General features: G+C 57.6%; 5 protein-coding genes. 3 read left to right on the forward strand and 2 right to left on the reverse strand.

The features are described 5' to 3' along the window. The coding region (locus H926_RS30780) for a TetR/AcrR family transcriptional regulator (protein ID WP_028657811.1) at positions 1–484 on the reverse strand (484 nt) is incomplete at its 3' end. Positions 485–685: 201 nt separating this feature from the next. Between H926_RS30780 and H926_RS0109695 the strand changes: the two genes are divergently transcribed. Genes H926_RS0109695 through H926_RS31665 form a run of 3 tightly spaced genes read left to right on the forward strand, consistent with a single transcriptional unit; the run spans position 686 to position 2,412 of the window. Continuing rightward, a complete protein-coding gene (locus H926_RS0109695; RefSeq protein WP_022676119.1) occupies positions 686–1,837 on the forward strand; it encodes an aromatic ring-hydroxylating dioxygenase subunit alpha in 1,152 nt (383 codons plus the stop codon). Continuing rightward, a complete protein-coding gene (locus H926_RS26625) occupies positions 1,834–2,136 on the forward strand; it encodes an SCP2 sterol-binding domain-containing protein (RefSeq protein WP_022676120.1) in 303 nt (100 codons plus the stop codon). The genes H926_RS0109695 and H926_RS26625 overlap by 4 nt, the downstream gene beginning before the upstream one ends. A gap of 21 nt (positions 2,137–2,157) precedes the next feature. Then, entirely contained in the window at positions 2,158–2,412 is a 255-nt protein-coding gene (locus H926_RS31665) for an HNH endonuclease family protein (RefSeq protein WP_301790432.1), read from the forward strand. Between the two features lie 3 nt (positions 2,413–2,415). Here H926_RS31665 and H926_RS0109705 read toward each other — a convergent pair whose 3' ends face one another. After that, complete coding sequence (locus tag H926_RS0109705) at positions 2,416–2,676, reverse strand: hypothetical protein (RefSeq protein ID WP_022676121.1); 261 nt, start codon at positions 2,674–2,676, stop codon at positions 2,416–2,418. Positions 2,677–2,865 lie beyond the last annotated feature (189 nt).

Consider the following 2,865-nt stretch of genomic DNA (forward strand, 5'->3'; position numbering starts at 1 on the left):
CTTTTATTCCCGGTGTTCTCATGCCTTCCCCCACCACCGATCCAATCCCGTCGATCATGCTGCTGAGCGCCGCTGCCAAGCGAAGGGCTTCCCGTTCGGAGAGCGCGCTATTGACCCGGCGGATCAGCAGCGCAAACAACGAGCGATAGAGCGTCATAAACTGCGTCAGTGCGGCGCTGACGTCGGCGTCGAGATCGGCAAGGGACCAGACATAATTCCAGAATGCGCGGCCGCGCAGCGCGAGCGACTCAACCATCAGAAAATCCAGATAATCGCGCATGGCTGCTGCTGGATCAGCCGACTGACCCGTCAGTTTGGTAATCAGGCGGTCATGATAATCATCGATCCAATATTCGATCATTGCGCGCACCAGTGCCGCGCGGGTCGGAAAATAATATTGTACCGAAGCCAGCTTCAGGCCCGAACGTTCCGCCACCTTGTGCGCCGAAAAATTTTCTGCGCCCACTTCTTCGACCAGCGCCACAGCGGCATCCAAGATTTCACACGCTGTAGCGGTATGCGCCGGGCGCGGTCCGCGAATGCCAGATATCGCCTCTTGCAGGCTAACGCCCCCGTCAATCGTAATATGAGAATTGGCATTTTGCATAAGCGACGCTCTGGAATTGACAGCCTGTCAGCTGACAGGTAAAGTGTACTTATCTGAGGTAGAACACAGGACGCCATCATGCAACAGATCCATCCCCTCTCCCCGCTGCTGCGTGAGGCCACCCCGTCGCTGCCGCCGTCGCGCTATATCGATGGGAACGTTTATGCCGATGAATTGCACAATATATGGAAAAAAGGCTGGAATTATGTCGGGCCGCTGTCGGATATAGCCCCTGGCACGATGCGCCGGGTGGATGTGGCAGGCACCAATATCCTGCTGGTTCGAGCCAAAGACGGCGATGTCCGCGCCTATCACAATGTCTGTCCGCATCGCGGATCCGAACTGTGCACCGCCGACGAACAACCTTTGCGCGGCGGACGGATATTATGTCCCTATCATGCGTGGAGCTTTAACGCCGACGGCACACTGGCAAGTACCGCTGCGGCCAGTCACGCGCCCGATTTCGACAAAGCGGATCATGGTCTGCGCAGCGTTGGTCTGATCGACTGGAATGGGCTGCTGTTTGTCCGCCCGGTGGAAAGCAGCGATGATTTTGGCGCAGACAATGCCTTTGGCCTGCATGACCTTGATAACTGGCCAATGCGCGAGCTGGTAACCGCACACCGCGAAACCCATCTGGTTGAATGCAACTGGAAAATTCTGTGGGAAAATTTCATGGAATGCCTGCATTGTCCGGGTGTTCATCCATCGCTATGCGACCTCATTCCAATCCATAGAAAAGGGCTGCTCGCTTATTCTGATGCGCCCGATTGGACCCCCGACAGCATGGAACCCGAACATGGCTTGCGTGATGGCGCACGCAGCTGGACGTTAAGCGGAGCGGCCGCCACCGCCGAATTTCCTGGATTGACAGAGGACCAGCGCAACGCTGGCCAGGTCTATTGTGTGATCTGGCCAACATTGGGCATCGTCGCGCATGTCGATTATATCAGCATCTTGTCCTATCGCCCCAAGGGGCCGGAACAGGTCGAAGTCACCCTCGAGGTGCTGGTGGCGCCAGCGGCTTTGGCCGACCCCAATTTCGATCTGCACCAGATTGTTGCGTTCAATCAACAGGTGCAAAATGAAGATGAAGAAGTGTGCGAATTGAACCAGCGCGGTCTGCGCACCAGTCCGTTTAAGGCTGGCGTCCTGATGCCAGAAGAATATAAAGTGAAAACGTTTCACGATTGGATCGCGCGGCAAATGGCCGGGGCGGATGCCGCATGACCGTTGACGAGCTGATCGGGCAAATGGCCGAAAACCGCGCGTGGATTGCGGGAGCGCGGGTGGCTATTGATTTTGGCGATGATGGCGCAGTCTTGCTTGACGGTATCGCGCAAGGCGTCCGGTGCGCGGAACTGGGGGAGCCAGCAGACACACATATCGCCGTTAGCTGGACCGACTGGCTGGCGCTGACGCGCGGCTCGCTTGACCCACGCCGGGCTATCAACAACGGCAAGATTGTCATCACTGGCGATATGAACAACGTCGCCAAATTGATCGAGCTGGGGCACCGCATGTTTTGATGGGAGATATTTCATAGGAGCATCACGGGTCACCGATTGCTGCACTGTATCGGCAACCTTACTCTGGCCACGCCCGGCTATAACTCGACTTTGAGTAATTGTGCCTTTGCCGAGAAGCGCCCAGAAATCGCAGCAAACAGCAGTTTGATGCTGAACAGCTATTTCCAATTGCTGACCGATCAAGACGTGTGGGATGAGGCCGTCCTGCAAAAGCGAGCGCAAGGTTTATTGCCCTTGGCAATCCAGCTGTGGCCTCGTCCTGCGAGCATTCCGTAGGTTTCAAATCACTTTATTGCGCCACTCTGAATTCGCCAGCGGCGTAGCGGCGACAACTGCGACGAAGACGCGGGCAAAGGGGTGCTTGAGGCTCGGCGCGCCTATTTCCGTTGCCCGCTTGGCCCATGTCCCGATCAAGTGCGCCAGCGGCGCATCGGGATACGGGCGGAAAGGCTTGCATGGCAGGTCGCATTGAAGCTCGATGCGCCATAGGTCTGCAAAGCAATCTGCACCGATCTGCTTAACCAAGAATGCCAGCGGCATGTCGGCGACCGGCGATAGGAGCCCACGCGGCGCATCGCAGCGCGACGCTGTTAGGGCGCGGCCTGATAGGAAGGTGATTTACTGCCGTGGCGTTCGCGCCCGGTGAGTTGGCGTCGCGAGCCGTGCCTTTGCCCCTGCCGATGCGCGGGCCGTGCCGCCACTGTCTGCCGGGCTCTGTTGCAAAAATCG

It is taken from the genome of Novosphingobium sp. B-7, assembly GCF_000410615.1.
Classification (GTDB): Bacteria; Pseudomonadota; Alphaproteobacteria; order Sphingomonadales; family Sphingomonadaceae; genus Novosphingobium; species Novosphingobium capsulatum.

Bases quoted from the DNA above. Each gene is read 5' to 3' on its own strand.
- H926_RS0109695 (WP_022676119.1), top strand. From the start codon at position 686: ATGCAACAGATCCATCCCCTCTCCCCGCTGCTGCGTGAGGCCACCCCG.
- H926_RS26625 (WP_022676120.1), top strand. From the start codon at position 1,834: ATGACCGTTGACGAGCTGATCGGGCAAATGGCCGAAAACCGCGCGTGG.
- H926_RS0109705 (WP_022676121.1), bottom strand. From the start codon at position 2,676: ATGCCGCTGGCATTCTTGGTTAAGCAGATCGGTGCAGATTGCTTTGCA.